A 14,712-nucleotide genomic window follows, 5' to 3' on the forward strand; every position below is an offset into this window, starting at 1 on the left:
CGTTCCCTGCCTACCTAGAAAAAATTTAGGTAAATGGGTCAGGTTCCGATTATGGGCCCCAGCTTGCCGATCGGGTCTTCAAGGCTTTTGGGTGGTTCGGTGAACCAGTGCGGCCCAGCTTCGGTCAGGTGGATACAGTCCTCCAGCCGCACGCCGAAGTCTCCGAAGATATAAATCCCCGGTTCGTCCGAGAAGCACATGCCGGGCTGAAGCTTGGTTTTTTCACCGTGGACGAAATTGACGCTTTCATGCCCATCCATGCCGATGCCGTGGCCGGTGCGGTGGCTGAGGCCCGGCGTCTTGTAGCCGGGGCCGTAGCCGAGGCTTTCATAATACGCCCGGACCGCGTCATCCACCTTGCCCGCTTCCGTGCCCAGTTGCGCGGTCTCAAACGCAACCTGCTGGCCGCGGTGAACCGTGTTCCAGACATCGCACTGGTGCTTGGTGGGCGCACCAAAGACGAAGGTGCGTGAAATGTCGGACTGGTAACCATGAACCGCGCAGCCGCAATCCATCAGCACGATGTCGCCTTCCTTCAGCACCTGCGGCTTGTGGCTGCCGTGCGGGTAAGCACTGGCTTCCCCAAGCAGGATCAGCGTCCAGATATCCTGGCCGCCCAAGGCACCCTGAGCATCCCGCATCAGGGCCGCGATATCATGGTTGGTCATGCCCGCTTCCAGCTTACCCCAGACATGGGCATAGGCCGTCAGCGTCACATCGCTCGCCGTACGCATGAGATCCAGCTCAGCCGCTGATTTGAACATGCGGCAGCCGAGCGTGACCGGGTCGGCGGAGACGATCTCGAAATTCGGCGCCACCTTCTTGAGCCCGTCGACGACGAAATAGCGCACCGTATGCTCAAGGCCGATCTTGCCGCCCTTGAGCCCCCGGTCCTTCAGGATACCGGCGACACGGTCGAACGGGTTTTCATGTTCGTTCCAGGTGCGGACATCGTCGCCGAACGTCATGCTTTCGCGGACACTCGGTTCCTCGAAGAAGGGTGTGACCACGCCGATCTCGCCCACGCGCGGGATGACCACCGCCGTCAGCCGTTCGCTCCGCCACCAGCTGATGCCGGTGAAATAGAGCATGGCCGAGCCGGGCTCGAGGAGGATGGCGTCGATGCCCTTCTCCGCCATCAGCCTCTGTGCCTTGGCGACGCGGGCCAGCCGTTCTTCCCGGCTGATCGGCTTGGCGTCCCCGGTGATGGGCTTCAGCGCAGGCTCTGATGCGCTGGCGCCGCGGCTGGGGGCAGCCATGAAGGCAGCCCCTGCCGCAGTCGCCCCTGCAAGCTTCAGGAAATCGCGTTTGCTGACGCTCATTCCTGCACCTCCTTACCGGGACCTTTATAGATGGTGCCGTCCTTCATGATGAAGGCGACATGCTCGGTGCGGGTGATGTCTTTAAGCGGGTCACCCTTCACCGCCACCATGTCGGCATAATAACCTTCACGGATCGCGCCCAGCTCATTCTCATGCTTCAGAAGCTTGGCGGAATTGACCGTGGCCGCCTGCAGGGCCTGCATCGGGGTCATGCCGTATTCGACCATGATCTTGAACTGCTTGGCGTTCATCCCGTGCGGGTAGACACCGGCGTCCGAGCCGAACACCATGGTCACCCCGGCCTTGACCGCGCGGCGGAAATTGTCGCGCTGGTCCTGGGCGATGGAACGGTCCTTGGCGAGGTTTTCTTCCGGAATGCCGCGTTCCTTGCCGGTGGCCTGGGTATAGTCGGTGTTATAGATATCCATCGAGAAGACGGCGCCGTATTTCTTGGCGAGCGCGTCAGCTTCATCGTCGGCGAGGCTGGCGTGTTCGATCGAATCGATGCCGGCGACAATGGCGGCTTTGATGCCGTCCGCGCCGTGCGCGTGGGCAGCAACCGTATAGCCGCGGCGGTGCGCTTCATCGACGATCGCCTTCATTTCCTCAAGCGTATATTGCTGCTCGCCCACGGCGTCGCCCTTCGAGAAAACGCCACCGGTCGCGCAGACCTTGATGAGGTCGGCGCCATATTTAAAATGCTCACGCACCAGACGGCGCGCCGCCCACGGGCCGTCGGCCACGCCTTCACCGCGATAGTGCATTTCGGGCGGATAGACATTGTTATCGCAGTGGCCGCCGGTGATGCCCATGGCCGGGCCGGAGGCGAAGACGCGCGGGCCGATCACGTCGCCCGCATTAATGCCGTCACGGATCGCGACGGAAGCATAATCGGTATCGCCGACATCCCGCACCGTGGTGAAGCCAGCCATCAGCTCACGCTTGGCGTTCCGGACCCCGATCACGGTCGCGCGCGGGATGGACTCGCTCAGCTCATCCACATAGGACCCTTCAGCATTGGCGGTCAGGTGCACATGCATGTCCATGAAGCCGGGCATGATGGTCATGCCCTTCAGGTTGACGACCTCGGCATCCTGGGGGGCTTCAAGCCGCCCCTGTTTGCCGACCGCGACGATACGGTGGTCGCGCACGATGATCGCGGGCTTCTCGATCCGCTTGCCGGCGACCGTGTCGATCATGGCGTCGGCGGTGATGTAAATGTCGCCCGCGAATGCCGTGGCGGTCAGGGCCGTGATGGCGGCCGCTGTCGCAGCCAGTTTTGAAATGAAACGCATGGGGCTCCCCGCTCCTGTAAACTTTCTCCAGAAGCGAGAAGGTAGGGCGAAAGGCCCCTTCTGTCCATCCGGACCAGCTTAACCCGTCAGGTCGTGGATGCCGCCTGCGTGCGCGACAACGCGGATTTCGGCCACCTCACCCGGCATCGCCAGTTCGCTGACGCCCACGGCGGTCCAGGCCGGATAAGGCGCGCGGATGAATTCATCCTTCACCCGGCCGAACTCCGGCAGTTGCGCCTTCAAATTTGTGTGATAGCTGACGATCTCGACCACATCATCGAGGCTGGCGCCGGAAGCCCGGAGGATTTCCCCGATCTTGTGCCAGGCGTTACGGTAGGCGGCGGCATAGTCGCCGTGCTCGGGCACGACCGCGACGCCGGAGACATAGATGCGCCCGTCCACCTTCACCGCAGGGGCATAATGCCATTCCTTGTAGCTGTCCTTCCATGCTTTGGGCACCACGGTCTGGGCGCGGTCCCGGGCGCTTTCGGCCAGGGCTGAGGTGGAGATGAGGGTCGCTGCCATAAGGCCGGTCAGAATCTTTTTCATGAGTTTCTCCCGTTAGGACTTATGGCCCCAAGCCTGCCGGGGCGCAGGAAAGCCTACAACCGCGCTGCGGCGGGCCGTGCCAAAAGCGCGACGGACGCGCCGCCCATAAAAAAGGCGGCCCCGAAGGACCGCCCGCTGTGTCTTGATGGGGATGCGCCTCAGCCGCGCGCGGCCATCGCCTTTTCAAAATCGATCCGTGCCTGCCGGAACTGGCCGAGCGCCTTTTCGACATAGGTCAGCACCTCGTCGACATAGCCGTCGGTCGAGGCCGACCAGACCCGGTTGATGTAGCGCTCCCCCGCCGCGAAGCTCGACATGATGTCGGCAAAGGTTTTGAGGTCGAACAGATGCTTCATGCTGTCGCGGGCGTCGGCGAACCGGTCCAGGTCATCCCTGAGCAGCCGGTCGATCTCGAAGCGCATCTCATAGGTCGGCACCTTGTCCTTGCGGCCTTCAAGCTCCTCCAGGTTATGCAGGATATTGCCGAGGCTTTCCTCCAGGTCCTTGCGGTGCCCGGCGAGCCGTTCGTCCGAGCGTGCATGGAGGCTTTCCTGGTATTTGACCAGAATGATGCCGACGACCCCGGCCAGCACCACCGGCACGAAGGTAAACCAGTCGATCTTGAGGGGGTCGAGCGACGCGAGGAAAGCACCGGCGAGAAACGCGGCGACCACCAGGAATTTGGCAAGCTTGTTCATCATGATTCTTCCCTCCCTTTAAAGTGACGACCAGATGGCATGGACCGCGAAGCCGACACCCACCAGTGCCTCACCGACGATCAGCCCCGCCGCAATCGGAATGCCTTTGTTTTCCGACCAGCCCCGGCCCATCTTGCGGTCCGTGATTTCGCGCGCGAGCGTGCCGAGCGAATAGGTCAGCACCACATTGAACGGCAGGTAGAAGCCGAGCCCGACAGTGATGCCGAGCCCGCCCTGAAGCGCGGACAGGAGCGCGCCCAGAAGTGCGCCTGCGACATATTTCTGCGTCGGCACATCGCCGCCCATGATGCCGCTGACCATCGAGGCCAGCGCCTGGCCCTGCGGCGCGGGCAGCTGGTCGGAGCCAAGGCCGTAAGCCTTATCGAGCACGAAGACGAGGATGATCACCACGATCGGGCCGAGCCACGCGCCCATGAACTGGCCGAGCTGCTGCCGCCTCGGCGTCGCACCGACCAGATAGCCGGTCTTGAGGTCGAGCATCAGGTCGGTCGCCTGGCTCATCGCCACACAGGTAGCCGCACCCACGGTGATGGCGGCGACAATGGCCGGAGCCTTGTCCATGCCGCCGAAGCTTTGGGTGATGATGATCAGGAGCGTGACAGCGATCAGCGTCATGCCCGAAAGCGGCGACCAGTTGGTGCGGCCGATGGCTTCCGAGAGGATGATCCCCGCCATCCAGATCCACAGCGTGCCGAGGACAGCCATCATCAGCCCGCGCACCAGCCCGACCTCGCTGGCCGAAGTGATCGCCATGACAGTGAGCAGCACAGCCGCGCCCGCGATGGCGATATAGAGCAGCTTGATCGGCATTTCGTCGCTGAGCCCGGTGCTTTGCACCTTGGCCGACTGCTGCATCGAGCCGATGGCCGAACGGATGAGCGGCAGCGCGAACAGCACGCCGACCACCGCCCCGCCGATCAGCATCCCGATACCCACGGGCCGGAACAGCATCAGCCTGAGCGCGCCGGGGTCGCTGACCATATGGCCGCCCACCACCGGGAACAGGTCGGTGGCTGACAGCATGGGCGCGAGGAACCAGTAGCAGACATAACCGCCGATGATGAAGGCGACACCGCCGCGCCCGGCGATATAGCCGACCCCGATGGTCATCAGGGACAGATACCAGATACCGTTGAGGTAGGGGGGCAGCCCGAGCCTTGAGAACAGGTCGTAATATTCCGTGCCCGACGACAGGCTGAGCATATGCACAAGGCCGGAGATGAGCATGGCAATCAGCAGAAGCTTGGCTTTTTCAATGCCCGCGCCGGGGGACTTGAGGATCGTCGCCACAGCAACCCCGCCCGGGTAGGTGAGGCGCTCGAAATCGATCATCTGCTTCCTCAAAGGAATGATGAAGGCGATGCCGAGCACCGCGCCCGCGATGGCGCCGAAGGTCAGCACCACCGGGTTGAAGGCGTGGCTGTAGCCGAGGATGAAAATGGCGGGGACGGAGAACATCATGCCCGAGGACGCGCCGTTGACCGCGCTCGCCACCGTCTGCACCACGTTGTTTTCAACGATGGACCTTCGCCTGAGGATACCGCGCAGGATGCCGAAACCGAGGATGGCGGCGAGCTCCGACCCCTCGATCGAGAAACCGAGTTTCAAAGCCGCGAAACCGATGGAAATGGCGATCAGGATACCGAGGATCCAGCCGACGATCAGCGCATACCAGGTCAGTTCAGGATAGGCGCCGCGCGTGAGCGGCCCCCCGAGGCTTTCGGCTTGAGTTGCCGTTTGTTCGGACACTTTCTTCTCCCCCAGAAAATAGTCTTCAACAGTATCTTTTTTGCGTGACGAAACCCCAGCGTCAAAGCCAGTGTCACAGCCAGTGTCACACCCTGGGGCGCTACCCCTGAAGCATTTGCTTGCCAGCGCCCGGGAACTGGCCTAGCAGTAGCACAATATCGCCGTGAGTGCGACGTATAGAAAACCATTAGGCAGCGCCCCAATGACCGAGAAGAACACCACCATCAGCCCGACGTGGCTCCGGGAACGGCTGAAGCGTCACTTCAGCGAACTGGCGCGTCTTGCACTGCCGGCGGTGATGATGCGTATCGGCATTCTCGGCCTCAGCATGACGGACACGGCGCTGGTCGGCCACTATGCCACCAAGCATCTGGCGTGGCTCAACCTCGCCAACCAGTCGGTCATCATGTTCGCGCTGGTGGTCGGGCTCGGGCTTCTGGGCGGTATCACCGTTTATGTCGCCGCCGCGATGGGCGCCGATGACATGCGCGCGGCCGGTAAGGTCTGGCGCCGCACGCTGCCCTTCACGCTGGTGGTCGGGCTGTTCCTGCTCGCGATCGCCTGGCCCGCGGATTACTGGCTGACGCTTCTGGGGCAGACGCCTGAAAAGGCGGCGGCGAGCGGGCGGCTGATCCGCATCCTCGCGCTCGGCCTGCCCGGCCATATGCTGTTCGTCTGCTGCACCATGTTCCTTGAAGGCATCAAGCGCGCCGACGTCGGCTTCTACCTGATGCTGGTGGCCAACCTCGTCAATATCGTGCTCGACTATGTGCTGATCTTCGGCGTCGGCCCGTTCCCGGAAATGGGCGCCGCGGGCTCGGCCTGGGCGTCGACCGGCGTGCGCTGGTTCATGGCGTTCGCGGCCCTCGCCTATGTCTGGTGGGCGCCGAGCATGAAGCCGTACGGCGTGCGCGAACCCCACGGCCAGCATTGGCGGGAATGGGCGGACCAGCGCCAGATGGGCTATGCCTCCGCCGTATCGCTCGCCGCCGAAGTGCTGGCTTTCTCCGCGCTGGCGATTTTCGCGGGCTGGCTTGGCACCATACCGCTTGCCGCCCACGGCGTGGTCTATCAGGTGCTGGGCGTACCCTTGATGATCTCGATCGGTATCGGGGTCGCGACCAGCGTGCGCGTCGGCATCGCCTTCTCCCGCGAAGACAAGGCGGACACCGCGCTGGCCGGGCTTTCGGGCATCTTCCTCAATTTCATGATCACCGGCGCCTTCGCCGTGCTGATTTACCTCTATACCGCACCGCTTCTGGGCATCTTCACCAAGGACCTGCGCGTGGTCGACCTGCTGCTGCCGTTCGCCATCGTCTACACCATCGGCATGGTGTTCGATGCCTCGCAGATGGTGGTCTCCATGGCGCTTCGGGGCCTCAAGGAAACCTGGTGGCCGACCGCCTTGCAGGCGATCGCCTTCACCTTTGTCATGCTGCCCGCCTGTTACTGGCTGGCCTTCCCCATGGGCCACGGCCTCAGGGGGCTGATGGAAGGCATGACCATCGGCGTGATCGTGTCATGGGTTCTGCAGGTGGCGCGTTTCCGCCATCTGGCGCACCGGATGGCCTGAACCGGCGGCAGGATAAATGCGTTTAGCTAATTGTGGCGGTAAGATATTATTCATGCCTTAGTTTTACCTTTTATTCTATGTTTGATGCGTGTGAGCAATCGTTACGCCGCCGGACCGGGCGGCCCACGTTGACCAAGTGATGGGGGACTGACCTTGGGCAGAGTTGGAAATTTTGGCAGACGTTTCGCTGTGCTGGTCCTGTTACCGGCAACCCTTCCCTTCAGCGCCAGCCTTGGCGGCACCGCCCATGCCCAAAGCCTGACCGACCGTTTTTCCAGCACGCTGGAAGTGGTTCAGGAAGGCCTTGATGTGCTGTGGCCGGACGAACTCAAAAAGCGCGGTGTCCAGGCGCGCCTTGGGGTCGGCCTTGGTTGGCTGCCGGAATATGTCGGATCAAGCGACCTTCAGTTCCGCGCGCTCCCCATCGTCGATATCCGCTACAAGGATATCTGGCGCCTGAACGGCACCACCTTCACCTATAATGTCTATAAGAAAAACCACTGGGAAATCGGCCCGCTCCTCAACCTGCATTTCGGGCGCAAGCAGTCCAAAGACAGGGTCCTCCACGGCATGGGAGACATTCCACCGACCCTGCAGGTGGGCGCCTTCGCCCGCTACAGCACGTCCTCCATGCTGGCCTTTCTGGACATACGCCAGTCGCTCGGTGCCGGACAGGGCTTCACGGTGAATGCCACCGTCGGCCACGGCATCATGAAGATCGGTGATTTCGCCGCGGGCTTCGGCATCAAGGCCAAATGGTATTCCAAACAGGCGATGCAGACCAATTTCGGAGTCACCGCCGAACAGGCCGCCAATTCCGAGGTCGGCCTCAGCATCTTCCATCCGCGTGCGGGCTTCTCAGAAGTGTCTGGCAACCTCTTGGGTGTCTACCGGGTCAATGACTATACCCGCCTGTTCGGGCTCGTTTCGGTGGGCAAGCTGGTGGGTGACGCCGGGAACAGCCCTTTGACCGGCGGCGAAGGCGGATTTGGCTCAAACACCATCACCACCGTCGGCGGTGCTGTCGTCTGGCAGTTCTGACAAACCTCAGATCCAGCTGCTGATTTCTTCGAGCGGCTTCTTGTCGATCACCGGCACCTGCACGCCCGCCGCCGGATAGCCGGTGACGATCAGCATGATCGGACGCTCATTCTTCGGCCGCTCACAAATCTCATTCAGGAAGCCCATGGGCGACGGCGTGTGCGTCAGCGTGGCAAGCCCGGCCTGGTGCAGGGCGGTCAGAAGGAAACCGCAGGCGATGCCGACGCTTTCATGGACATAATAATTGTGCTTGTGCTCGCCCGTCTCTTCATCGATGCCGTAGGACTGGCGGAACACGGCGATCAGGTAGGGGGCCTTCTCCAGGAACGGCTTGTGGGCATCGGTGCCGAAGGGCTCCAGGTCCTTGAGCCACTGGTCGGACGCACGCCCGGCGTAGAACTCCCGCTCCTCGGCTTCTGCGGCGACGCGCAGGCGAGACTTTACAGCAGGGTCGGTGATCACGGCGAAATGCCAGGGCTGTTTGTTGGCGCCCGACGGCGCACGCCCTGCGGTCAGGATCGCATTTTCGATCACGTCCCGCGGAACCGGTGCGTCGGAAAAGTCGCGGATCGTGCGGCGTTTTTTCATGTCCTCAAAAAAAGCGGCCGACCGTTCGATCATCTCATCCGCGCTTCTATGAACAAACCCGTCCAGCGGTTTAAACTGTGCGATGGTCATCACCCTCTCCCTTTTCGTCCCCCATTGGCAGGCCCTGCCTAAGGCGCAAGCATCTGGTCAAAAGCCGCCAAAGCATGTTTTATAGGCTGAAAGCCGGGCCCATGTCCTACAAGAACATGCACCCTGCCTGACACCATAAACCAAGGTCCTCCATGTACCGCGCCATCCTCATCCTGCTCATGACCTTCACGCTCCCGCATTTAAGCGCGCGCGCAGCGGATGTGGATATTCCGGCCATCCTTGCAGCTCATAAGGTTTCAAATGAAACGATCTATGTCAATGCGGCACAGGCGCCGGTCATGCCGGAAGCGCTCGGAACGGAGATGCACCGGCTCGGCTACGCCGGGCGGTTGACGCTGACACTGACGGCGCTCCGCCTGGTGGATAAGGGACTTATCGACCCGAAAAGGCCGATCGCCAAATATCTGCCGGACCTGTTGCCCGATGACCCGTTCACGGTCGCGGTGACGCTGCGCCATATCCTCAGCGATACGTCTGGCTTCGCGGTGCCGCCTGGGCCTTACCTGCACGCAGGCGTGAAAAGCGCGCCGCTCAAGAACTTCCTGATCCCCGAACGCACGCCCGGCCAGGCCGCGAGCGACGACCCGGTCGCCTGGGCGCTCCTCGTCCACCTGATGGAAACGGTCAGCGGCAAGAAGATCGGTGCGCTGGTGCAGGATGAAGTACTGGCCCCACTCGGCCTGCCCGCCGACGCGCTCAAAATCCCCGCGGTCGACACGGGCGCGGGCGCGACCGGCTATTTCGGCACCATTTACGGCCAATATGCCCGCGTAGGGCTAATCGCAAGGATGGCGCGGCTTCTCATCGTCAATGAAGACCACGCAGGCGCGCCTTACCTGAAGGCCGCCAGCTACCGTGCCCTCACCGCCCAGCCCTTCTTCCGCCTGCATCCGCTCGCGCCCGAACATATGCTCGGCACCGTCAAGCTTTATGCCGGTAAACAGGCGTGGCTTGCGGTTGGCGGTACCTGCGTGAAGGCGCCCTATATCATGGCCTTCCCATCGGCCCACGCCGCCTTCGTGCATTTCCCGTCCGCCGACGCCTGCCCGCACGCGGCCTTCCAGAAAGCGGTGCTTGAAGCCGCGCAGAAGAGCTTCCCGCCGGTCGATAGTTCAGACCGCGAAGCCGCCATGGCCAAGTACCGCCACCCGGCCACCCCGACCGGCCGCTATGTCGGCGCCGACCGCATCAGCGCCTGGACCCGTGACCGCATCGGCACGCTCGCCGCGGACGTGGCCTATCTCGGCAAAACCGAGGACGGCCTCGCGCTCGCCCGCCCCGGCCGAACGACGGAAGCCTTCAAAACCGTCGGGCCCTATTATTATCAGTCCGAGACCGGCGCCCCGCTCATCTTCAGCCCCTACAAGCAAGGCGGCTATATGCTCACCGGCGGTCGGCTTTACCGCCATGTCGGCAAGCTCGGCGACCCGCGCTATCTGGTCACGCCACTGCCGTGGCTCCTCATCACCCTCGCCACCAGCATCCTGCATCTGTTCAACCGCACTGACCGTGCCTGGCGCTTCATGGCCGCGCTCGGCTTCATCGGTAGCGGGCTTATCGCCTACGGGCTTTACGGGGAATGGACGCTGTGGCCGCAGTATGTTTACGGCAGTGACGCCGTCTGGCGGGTCACACTCTGGCGCACCGGGCTCAATATCGGCTTGATGTTCGTGATGACCATGCCGCTTTATGCCGCCAGCTTCAGGCGGCGCGGGCTGTTCCCGGAACGCGGGCTCGGCGCCATCCTCGCCGGGCCGCATCTCCTGGCGCTCAGCGTCTCCGCCATCTGGCTTTTATTCATCCTGACCGCCTGGGGACTGGCGGGCACTTTCACAGGGCCTTGAGGCTCGGCGTTATCCATCGGAACACCCTCTTGATTTCTTAATTTCACCTCATTAGGGTCGCGGCCATGACATGTTTTGGTGCGCATAAGCGAATGTGGGTTCGAATGATTGACCCGGCTTCTACGGAACGCCGGGCTCATGCCGTTCATTCCCACACCCTGACGCTTGAAGGAGCTGCGCACCATGGCACAGCAATTTGACCTGTCGAACAGATTCGACATTCTCACCGACCATCTCGACGATGCGGTTGAACGTATCCTCGCCCCTTTCACCGACCGGGCGGTAACGCCTGAGGCGGTCCGCACCCATAGCCACGCCGACGGCACGCTTCTCGTGACCGTGATCGTCAACCGATTGGCGGAGGCCGAGGCCCGTGCTATCCAATTGGGGCTCAAGCACGAGCCCTTCATCCATGAAGCCCGGCTTGAGCATTATATCGCCTGACAATCAGGGACCTGCGCCGATGAGCGACTATAGCCTGACCACCGAGACGATCCGCCAGCATCTGGATACGCTGGCGGAACAAGACGCCCATATGGCGGCGGCGCTTGAGCTGGTCGGCTACCCGGCCGCGCGCGAACGCGGGTGCGATTTCGCCACGTTTTTGCGCGTGATCGTCGGCCAGCAGCTTTCGGTCAAGGCCGCGGCGACCATTTCCGGGCGGGTCGAAGCGCTGATGGACGGCAATCCGACGCCGGACGCGGTGATGCGGATTGATGACGAGTCTTTACGCGCCGCCGGCCTCAGCCGCCAGAAAATCTCCTACGTGCGCTCGCTGTGCGACACGGTGGGGGATGGCACGCTCGATATCGCCGCGCTGCCGGGCATGGACGACGCTGAGGTCATAAAGGCCATCACTGCGGTAAAAGGTCTCGGTGTCTGGAGCGCGCACATGTTTATGATGTTTTCGCTCGGCAGACCTGATATCTGGCCCGTAGGCGACCTGGCGGTCCGGGTCGGCATCGGCCGCATCGTCGGGCTCGAGGACCGGCCGGGCGAAAAGGAAGCGGAAGCGCTGGGTGAGCGCTGGCGGCCGTACCGCAGTTCGGTTGCGCTGCTGTCTTGGCATTATTATTCCAATGCGCCACTATGAGATTAAGTGAGAGATCCCATCAAAGGAGACTGTGATGAGTCAATATAAGAAACTTTCCGACAAGCTGTGGGTCTCCCCGCAGATCGACAAGTCCGACATCGACGCCGCCGCGAAAGCCGGCATCAAGCTGATCATCAAGAACCGCCCCGAAGGCGAAGAGATGATCCAGCCCAAGGTCGAAGACCTGCAGGCCTATGCCGCCGAGCATGGCATCAAGTGGGAATCGATCCCGATCGCCGGTGGCCAGGTGACCATGGATGCGGTCGAAGCCATGGCGCACGCGCTTGAGCACGCCGAAGGCCCGGTGCTGGCCTACTGCCGGTCGGGCACCCGTTCCTGCACGCTGTGGGCGCTCGCCAATGCACTCAAGGACGAGATGCACACCGACGACATCCTCAAGACCGCCAAGGACGCGGGCTATGACCTCGGCCATATGATGCAAACGCTGGAACAGGTCCGCTCCCTAGGGAAATAATTGGGGGGAAATAAGGCCCGCCAAAGCCTTCAGAACGCAAACGGCGCGCCCACATCGGGCAGCGCCGTTTTATTATCTACCGATCGTTCGGTTATTAATGGTGCCGCACGCTACGCCCAGCCTTATGCAAAGCCGAAGCACATGAGAACGAAGGCATATTCCTCCGCCACCTCATGGAAGCGCTCATAGCGGCCAGACTTGCCGCCGTGGCCCGCGCCCATGTTGATCTTCATCACCAGCATATTGTCGTCGGCCTTAACCGCGCGCAGTTTCGCGGTCCATTTCGCCGGTTCCCAATAGGTCACACGCGGGTCATTGAGCCCGCCTGTCACCATCATCGGCGGGTAGGCCTTGGCTTCGATATTGCTGTAGGGGCAATAGCTTTTGATGGTCGCGAACGCGTCCGCGCTTTCGAGCGGGTTGCCCCATTCCGGCCATTCGATCGGCGTCAGCGGCAGGTCGGCATCGAGCATGGTGTTGAGTACATCGACAAACGGCACATGCAGCACCGCGCCCTTGAATAATTCCGGCGCCTGGTTGACGACCGCGCCCATCAGCTCACCGCCCGCGCTGCCACCGGAGATGCTGATCCCGCCCTCAGCGGCATAGCCTTCCGCTTCCAGATAGCGTGCGACATCGACGAAATCGTTGAAGGTGTTGGTGCGGTGCTCGAGCTTGCCAGCCTCATACCAGCCGTAGCCCAGCTCGTCGCCACCGCGGATATGGGCGATGGCGTAGGCGAAGCCCCGGTCCATCAGGCTCAGCCGCGAGACCGAGAAAGACGGGCTCATGCCCAGGCCGTAAGCGCCGTACCCATACAGGTGCAAGGGCGCGCCAGTGTCCTTCTGCCAGTCCTTCTTATAGACGAGGCTCACCGGCACCTGCACGCCGTCGCGCGCGGTCACCATCAGCCGCTCGGACGCATACTGGCTCTTGTCATAGCCGGACGGGATTTCCAGCTCCTTGCGGACCACCAGCTTCTGGCCCTTCAGGTCATAATCGAAAACGGTCGGCGGCGTGACGAGGCTCGAATAGCCGAGCCGCAGGTGATCTTGGCTGAACTCCGTATTGGTGCCGAGCCCGACCTCATAGACAGGCTCCGGGAACTCGATATAACGGTCCGGGCCGTCAAGCCGCAGGAGCTTGACCTGATCGAGCCCATCCACGCGTTCCTCGACCGCGAGGAAGCCGTCGAACGCCTGCATCCCGTGCAGATAGTGACGGTCGTCACCGTGCAGGATGGCGGCCCATTCTTCCTCGCCTTCGCTTTCGAACGGCACCATATAGATGCTGAAATTCTGCCGCGCGCGGTTGGAGCGGACATAAAAGCTGTGCTCGCCCTCATCGACCGTATAGTCATGGCCGGTGCGGCGTGGCGCGAGGAGGTAGGGCTCCTCATTGGGCGCGTCCAGCTCGAGAATCCAGTTTTCCGCCGTCACATGGTCGGCCGAGCGGATGACCAGATGGCGCTTGCGGCTGGTCTCGCCGATATGGACGAAGAAGCTGGTGTCCGCCTCCTCATAAACATCATGGTCGGCCTTCGCGCCCAGCGCATGGTAGCGCACCAGATAAGGCCGCCATTCCTTGGAGACATGGACATAGAAGAAACCGCCTGAGTCCGCGGTCCACACCACCTCACCCGAGGCTTCCTCGACCGTGTCGGCCAAGAGCTCACCGGTTTCCAGGTTGCGTACCTTGACGGTAAAGCGCTCCGAGCCGTTCACGTCCGCCGAAAAGGCCATCAGCTTGCCGTCGGGGCTGACCTCCAGGGCGCCGAGCTTGAAAAACTCCAGTCCTTCGGCTTCCTTGTTTTCATCGAGCAGCACGTCCCAGCCGCCTTCGCGGAACGGGTTGCGGCCGCGCGAACGCCGGTACCAGGTGCGGTACTGCGCGCCCTTCTGGAACGCCCAGCGGTATTCATAAGCCCCGTCCTGCCACGGCACGCTTTCATCGTCTTCCTTCACCCGGCCTTTGATCTCCTCGAAAATCGTGTCAATCACCGGCTTTTTTGAGTTCATTACGGATTCGAAATAAGCGTTTTCTTGCCTGAGGTAACCGAGGATTTCCTCGTCCGTCACCTCCGGGTAGCCCGGGTCCTTCAGCCAGAAGTAGGGGTCGCTGACCGTCTCGCCATGATGCGATACCTCATGGGGCTTCTTGGTGGCGACGGGCGGCTGCGGGGTGGCGGGGGCCTTGAGCATATTCGGAATCCTGAAAACGATGTTTGGTTGCCCTACAGGTAGGCGTGGCACTCCCCAATGTAAAGCCTACAAATCACCGTGACTTCCCTTGCAAAAGGCCCGCGCGGGTGCGACATAGGACGCAAATCATAATAGTACCAAAGGGAGACAAA

Annotated in this window: 13 protein-coding genes; 6 read left to right on the forward strand and 7 right to left on the reverse strand. The window is 62.1% G+C overall.

What is annotated here, in order from left to right:
- Positions 1–38 precede the first annotated feature (38 nt).
- The 5 genes from K6118_RS15825 to K6118_RS15845 all read right to left on the reverse strand — a co-directional run bounded on the left by K6118_RS15825 (position 39) and on the right by K6118_RS15845 (position 5,634).
- Entirely contained in the window at positions 39–1,322 is a 1,284-nt protein-coding gene (locus tag K6118_RS15825) for a M24 family metallopeptidase (RefSeq protein WP_247121459.1), read from the reverse strand.
- Positions 1,319–2,617: a Xaa-Pro dipeptidase gene (locus tag K6118_RS15830; protein ID WP_247121460.1), complete on the reverse strand. Its 1,299-nt coding sequence runs from the start codon at positions 2,615–2,617 to the stop codon at positions 1,319–1,321. Before K6118_RS15830 ends, K6118_RS15825 begins: the two co-directional genes overlap by 4 nt.
- A gap of 78 nt (positions 2,618–2,695) precedes the next feature.
- Positions 2,696–3,166 (reverse strand): RidA family protein, encoded by a 471-nt coding sequence (locus K6118_RS15835; protein WP_247121461.1) that lies wholly within the window; start codon positions 3,164–3,166, stop codon positions 2,696–2,698.
- Positions 3,167–3,324: 158 nt separating this feature from the next.
- Positions 3,325–3,867 carry a hypothetical protein gene (locus tag K6118_RS15840; RefSeq protein WP_247121462.1) on the reverse strand — a complete coding sequence of 181 codons (543 nt, stop codon included), beginning with the start codon at positions 3,865–3,867 and terminating at the stop codon, positions 3,325–3,327.
- Positions 3,868–3,882: 15 nt separating this feature from the next.
- On the reverse strand, positions 3,883–5,634 hold the full coding sequence (locus tag K6118_RS15845) for an OPT family oligopeptide transporter (protein WP_247121463.1): 1,752 nt from the start codon (positions 5,632–5,634) through the stop codon (positions 3,883–3,885).
- A 202-nt stretch (positions 5,635–5,836) separates the two neighbouring features.
- Between K6118_RS15845 and K6118_RS15850 the strand changes: the two genes are divergently transcribed.
- Both K6118_RS15850 and K6118_RS15855 read left to right on the forward strand, forming a co-directional pair.
- Positions 5,837–7,207 (forward strand): MATE family efflux transporter, encoded by a 1,371-nt coding sequence (locus tag K6118_RS15850; RefSeq protein ID WP_247121464.1) that lies wholly within the window; start codon positions 5,837–5,839, stop codon positions 7,205–7,207.
- A gap of 189 nt (positions 7,208–7,396) precedes the next feature.
- Positions 7,397–8,248, forward strand: a complete 852-nt coding sequence (locus K6118_RS15855) for a MipA/OmpV family protein (RefSeq protein ID WP_247121465.1) — start codon at positions 7,397–7,399, stop codon at positions 8,246–8,248.
- A gap of 6 nt (positions 8,249–8,254) precedes the next feature.
- Here the strand turns inward: K6118_RS15855 and K6118_RS15860 are convergent, their stop codons facing one another.
- The gene (locus tag K6118_RS15860; protein WP_247121466.1) at positions 8,255–8,926 is read right to left on the reverse strand and encodes a nitroreductase family protein; all 672 of its coding nucleotides are present in this window, start codon (positions 8,924–8,926) and stop codon (positions 8,255–8,257) included.
- A gap of 152 nt (positions 8,927–9,078) precedes the next feature.
- On the opposite strand from K6118_RS15860, the gene K6118_RS15865 reads away from it, so the two are divergent.
- The 4 genes from K6118_RS15865 to K6118_RS15880 all read left to right on the forward strand — a co-directional run bounded on the left by K6118_RS15865 (position 9,079) and on the right by K6118_RS15880 (position 12,359).
- Positions 9,079–10,791, forward strand: coding sequence for a serine hydrolase (locus K6118_RS15865; RefSeq protein ID WP_247121467.1), 1,713 nt, complete (start codon positions 9,079–9,081; stop codon positions 10,789–10,791).
- Between the two features lie 183 nt (positions 10,792–10,974).
- Positions 10,975–11,235, forward strand: coding sequence for a hypothetical protein (locus K6118_RS15870; RefSeq protein ID WP_247121468.1), 261 nt, complete (start codon positions 10,975–10,977; stop codon positions 11,233–11,235).
- 19 nt (positions 11,236–11,254) lie between these two features.
- Positions 11,255–11,884 (forward strand): DNA-3-methyladenine glycosylase family protein, encoded by a 630-nt coding sequence (locus K6118_RS15875; RefSeq protein WP_247121469.1) that lies wholly within the window; start codon positions 11,255–11,257, stop codon positions 11,882–11,884.
- 34 nt (positions 11,885–11,918) lie between these two features.
- The gene (locus tag K6118_RS15880) at positions 11,919–12,359 is read left to right on the forward strand and encodes a protein tyrosine phosphatase family protein (RefSeq protein ID WP_247121470.1); all 441 of its coding nucleotides are present in this window, start codon (positions 11,919–11,921) and stop codon (positions 12,357–12,359) included.
- A gap of 122 nt (positions 12,360–12,481) precedes the next feature.
- Here K6118_RS15880 and K6118_RS15885 read toward each other — a convergent pair whose 3' ends face one another.
- A complete protein-coding gene (locus K6118_RS15885; RefSeq protein WP_247121471.1) occupies positions 12,482–14,560 on the reverse strand; it encodes a S9 family peptidase in 2,079 nt (692 codons plus the stop codon).
- Positions 14,561–14,712: the final 152 nt, after the last annotated feature.

Origin of the sequence: Kordiimonas marina, from assembly GCF_023006325.1 — a bacterium.
In the GTDB taxonomy this organism is placed as follows: Bacteria; Pseudomonadota; Alphaproteobacteria; order Sphingomonadales; family Kordiimonadaceae; genus Kordiimonas; species Kordiimonas marina.

Coding starts and splice junctions, on each gene's coding strand:
- K6118_RS15825 (WP_247121459.1), bottom strand. CDS start 1,322: ATGAGCGTCAGCAAACGCGATTTCCTGAAGCTTGCAGGGGCGACTGCG.
- K6118_RS15830 (WP_247121460.1), bottom strand. CDS start 2,617: ATGCGTTTCATTTCAAAACTGGCTGCGACAGCGGCCGCCATCACGGCC.
- K6118_RS15835 (WP_247121461.1), bottom strand. CDS start 3,166: ATGAAAAAGATTCTGACCGGCCTTATGGCAGCGACCCTCATCTCCACC.
- K6118_RS15840 (WP_247121462.1), bottom strand. CDS start 3,867: ATGATGAACAAGCTTGCCAAATTCCTGGTGGTCGCCGCGTTTCTCGCC.
- K6118_RS15850 (WP_247121464.1), top strand. CDS start 5,837: ATGACCGAGAAGAACACCACCATCAGCCCGACGTGGCTCCGGGAACGG.
- K6118_RS15860 (WP_247121466.1), bottom strand. CDS start 8,926: ATGACCATCGCACAGTTTAAACCGCTGGACGGGTTTGTTCATAGAAGC.
- K6118_RS15865 (WP_247121467.1), top strand. CDS start 9,079: ATGTACCGCGCCATCCTCATCCTGCTCATGACCTTCACGCTCCCGCAT.
- K6118_RS15870 (WP_247121468.1), top strand. CDS start 10,975: ATGGCACAGCAATTTGACCTGTCGAACAGATTCGACATTCTCACCGAC.
- K6118_RS15875 (WP_247121469.1), top strand. CDS start 11,255: ATGAGCGACTATAGCCTGACCACCGAGACGATCCGCCAGCATCTGGAT.
- K6118_RS15880 (WP_247121470.1), top strand. CDS start 11,919: ATGAGTCAATATAAGAAACTTTCCGACAAGCTGTGGGTCTCCCCGCAG.
- K6118_RS15885 (WP_247121471.1), bottom strand. CDS start 14,560: ATGCTCAAGGCCCCCGCCACCCCGCAGCCGCCCGTCGCCACCAAGAAG.